This window comes from Methyloversatilis sp., assembly GCF_030696805.1.
In the GTDB taxonomy this organism is placed as follows: domain Bacteria; phylum Pseudomonadota; class Gammaproteobacteria; order Burkholderiales; family Rhodocyclaceae; genus Methyloversatilis.
Genome location: NZ_JAUYRO010000032.1, coordinates 1 through 3,854, shown reverse-complemented (window position 1 = coordinate 3,854; position 3,854 = coordinate 1). Strand labels below are relative to the sequence as shown.

Sequence of the window (3,854 nt, the reverse complement as noted above, 5' to 3'; positions counted from 1 at the left end):
GGTGTATGTCCTCGTGCCGCGCGGGCTGCTCAGCGTCTTGAGGTTGCCGACCTCGTCATACTCATAGGTGTCCGCGTGGCTCAAGCCACCGGCCACCATCAGCAGCACCCCGAACCATCGCCGCACGCTTGCACGCATCCGCTTCGCCTCCGGCCGCTCTTACTGGTTCGTCAGGTGGCTGGGCGCATCGGCTGCGCCGTAGGCGGGCATGGACCCGCAACTCGTCACGGCCGTGTTCCCGTAATACACCTGCAGTGTCTGTTGCGTCGTGCGTGCGAGCAGCGCTGCCGCGTGCCAGCGCTTGCACGCTTCCGTCGGAACGGATTTCCACGCCGTCACGCTGTTGCACACCTGGACCGGGTTCGTATTCCACGACGACTTCACCCAGACGCTGCCGTCCGCATGGGCCGTGACCGCGCTCACGCCCCCGGCGCACGTCACTGTCGCAGCCTGAACGCCTGAACTTGCCAGCCCCACCAGCATCCAGCTGGCAACCTTGAACATGGATCGCATTTCAACTCCTCTCTTCAAACAGTTCGGATTCACTGCAACAGGTCATCCATCAATTGACTGGGGGGAATTCCAATAAAGATGCGCTGATTTGGAAAGTTGAACCTTGCTTTGAACGGTGGCCTTGGTTCAAAGCGCAAACTCGCTGCGTATATTCCTAGTGGAACGGTGTCAGCACTTCGCAGAACGTGCGTGCCACCTTCTTCAATCTGCAACGCACCCAAGAGCTGATCTCCTTCGCATGGCGCATACGCATAGTCACGGCACATCATCAATGTTCCCCGCGCCTCTGCCGGTCCGATCGTGATGCTGACCTCGACGGCCTCGCCAACCGGCGCATACGTGCGCATCCAGGTATGGCTCCAACTGGGACTGATTTGCGCGAGGAGGCTGTCTACCAACTGGCCGTCGGCATTGAACTCGCGGGATATGCCCAGCCAAGTGAACCAGCCCATACCGTCTGAAGCGGCTGCCATCACTGAATCGGAGAGCATCCCCGCAGCGTCGTACGCAAGCACGCCTGCGATCGACTGCGTCGACGCGCCCGGCCTTTGCACATTCAGCCATCGCACGTGGCCGTCGCTCTGGCGCCAGCTGTTGAACTGGGACGCAGTCGGATCCACCCACTGCAGGGTTTCTCCGGCCAGATCCCTCACGTACTGCGAATGGTGCGTCGAGCCGCCTTCGGTGCGGCTCTCCTGCACCAAGTGGCCCTTGCTGTTGTAGCTATACAGCGTGCTGCCCGATCCATCGGCCACGATGCACAGCCGTCCGGTGCCCAGATTGCAGCCCGCTGCGCTGTCCCACGTGTAGGTCACCGTCTCGGTGGGCGTTGCCCCCACACTCGGTCGATAAGTGATGCTTGTTGGCCTGTTCAGCGCATCCCATGTGTAGTCAGCCACCCTTCCGAGCCCATCGGTGCGACGCGTAAGGTTCCCCGCACCATCGTAGGTGTAGGTCAGCGTGCCCCGGTCCGGGCTGATTTCCTGTGTGACATCGCCCAGCCCGTTTACGGTGAATTGCGTGCTTGATCCGTTCGGTGCGGTCAGGCTCGTGAGCCGGTCCTGCCCGTCGTATTGCGCCTGTGTCAGCCCACGGGCGGGCTGCTGCGCGTCCTCGATTTCCTTGAGCCGGCCCAACGTATCCCAGCGATAGTCGGTGGTGCGGCTCTTGGCGTCGATGAGCTTGTTCAGGCGCCCCAACGCGTCGTGCTGGCGCTCTGTCACGTTGTCGGCCGCATTGCGCTGCTTCCAGGGCCGACCCAGTGCATCGAACTGCGTGCGGCTCTGGCGCGCCAATGCATCTTCGGCATTGGTGATATCGACCTGTTCGACGTTGCCCGCCGGATCCAGCACGTATCGCGTGCGGTCGCCCTTGGCGTCGGTGATATCAGTCAGCCTGTGGGCGTCGTCGTAGCCATAGTCAAGGTACTGCCCGTCCGGCTGCGTGAGCCGCTGCAACAGCCCGGTCGGGTAGTAGCTCCAGCTCGTGGTGGCATCGGCCACGGTGCGGCTGGTTAGCCACCCTCTCGGGTGCCAGGTCTGGGTGGTGAGCACGCCGTTCGAGTCGGTCATCGACAAGAGCCGCCCGGCTGCGTCATACCGGGTGAAGTTCCACACCTGCCCCAGTGCGTTGGTGATCTTCTTCAGGTCACCCTTCGTCCAGCTGGCCGTGGTATCCGGGTAGTACTCGTAGGTGGTGATGTCCGCCACATCCGTGCGCGGGCCGTTGGCGGTGAGCATCTGGCCGTGGCGGTTCCACGTGTAGCTCCAGGTGCGGGGCGAGCCGGTGGCCGCGGCGCCGAAGCCTGCGCCGCCCGTGCCGTCGGTCGTCGCCTGTTCGACCTGTTTGCACAGCACGGCGATCGGCACCGTGTCATAGACATACGCGTCAGTCGGCGCGCAACTGGCGATCGCCCCGCCTGCCGTGGGGTCCGGCTGGCCGTGATAGATCCAGGTCGTGATCATCTTGGGTTGTGCCTCGCGCACCTTCAGGCGCCACAGCGGATGCCACTCGGTGCTGATTCGACGCTGGGTGTCCGTCGGGCTGTAGCTGGCCGGTGTCGCCGGGCAGGCGTCTGCGGCACCGAGCCCTTCAACGCGCACCGTCTCAAGGTTGCGCGTGAGATCGTTGCCGTAGCACGTCTTGTTCCCCGCAAAGTCGGTGCGGCTTGCAACGTTGGCGTTGCCGTCGTACGTGATCGCCGAGGACGAGGCCCCGCAACCGGGGCCGCCGGGTTGGCTTACACCGGTCGAGCGCGTGACGCCGAACTGGGTGGCGAAGCTGTAGGTGCGCGCCGTGCCCAGCGCATCCGTCACCACTGTCTGGGTGACGTTGCGGTTGATATTCTGGGTGTAGGCCAGCGTTGCGGCATCCGCACCGCCTGCCAGCGACTCGCCGATGGCGCGCCCATCGCTGTTGTACTGGTAGGTGGCAAACCGGGCGCCGTTCTCGTCGGTGATGCCGGTCAAAGCACCCGGCAGGTTGGCCCCACCCGTATGAGCGGCTTCGTTGTAGTGATAGGTGCGGACCGTGCTGTCCGGGTAAGTAACCGTAGTCAGCTGGTTGGCCGCGTCGTAGCCATAGCGCACCGACTGACTGGCCGAATTCGTGACCTTGACGATGCGGCCACTCGCGTCGTGCCCGAACGTGAGCTTTTGACCCTGGCTGTCCTGTACCCGCAGCAGGCGACCGGCGGGCAGCACCGTCGTCGTCGGGTTACCGGACGCATCCAGCGCGAAGCCGCCGTTGCCCGACACGCTGCCATCTGTGCCATCGCTGTAGGTCACCGTGCGCACGGTGCCGTCGCGCTCGCGCACCGACTCAAGCTTGCCCAACGCGTCGAAGGTTTCCGTGCGCTCCTCCGCCGCGTCCCAGTAGCGCCAACCCGTGCGAACGCCGGAACTGTTCTTGAGCTCGATCAGGCGGTCGCTCACGTCCGCTTCAGGATTCCACGTCGAGCCGGAGACCTGAAAGGTCAGCACCCGACCCCCTGCGCGAATCGACCACGCGGTCGTGGTTGAACCTGAAGGCAGCCGGATCTGCTGCTGGTAATCGAAGGTCCATCCGATTCCGAGCGGCATCAGGCCACTCGGACTGCCCGTGATCAATTCCGTATAGCCCGCTCGCGTGCTCAGGCTGTTGTACGTTCGGAAGAAGTCGATCGGTCCGGACTGAATGTCCTGCTGGAGGAGGAACTTGTTGCCGCTGGCCAGCGAAACCGGATGCCTGAGCGACGGGCACTGTTGGTCTGACTGCTTGGCGCTTGCCGCAGCGATCCACTGGTATGAACGACAGTTCGAGTACGGAGGCTCCGGAAACGAACCCCCGGGGCAACACACGTC

2 protein-coding genes are annotated in these 3,854 nt (G+C 63.8%); both read right to left on the bottom strand.

The window, feature by feature from the left end:
• Positions 1–159 precede the first annotated feature (159 nt).
• Positions 160–513 carry a hypothetical protein gene (locus Q8R75_RS03765; RefSeq protein ID WP_305625952.1) on the bottom strand — a complete coding sequence of 118 codons (354 nt, stop codon included), beginning with the start codon at positions 511–513 and terminating at the stop codon, positions 160–162.
• A gap of 29 nt (positions 514–542) precedes the next feature.
• Complete coding sequence (locus Q8R75_RS03760) at positions 543–3,851, bottom strand: DUF6531 domain-containing protein (RefSeq protein ID WP_305663517.1); 3,309 nt, start codon at positions 3,849–3,851, stop codon at positions 543–545.
• Positions 3,852–3,854: the final 3 nt, after the last annotated feature.

What these genes read in the sequence shown, in the direction of transcription:
- Q8R75_RS03765 (WP_305625952.1), bottom strand. Translation starts at nt 513, where the DNA reads ATGCGATCCATGTTCAAGGTTGCCAGCTGGATGCTGGTGGGGCTGGCA.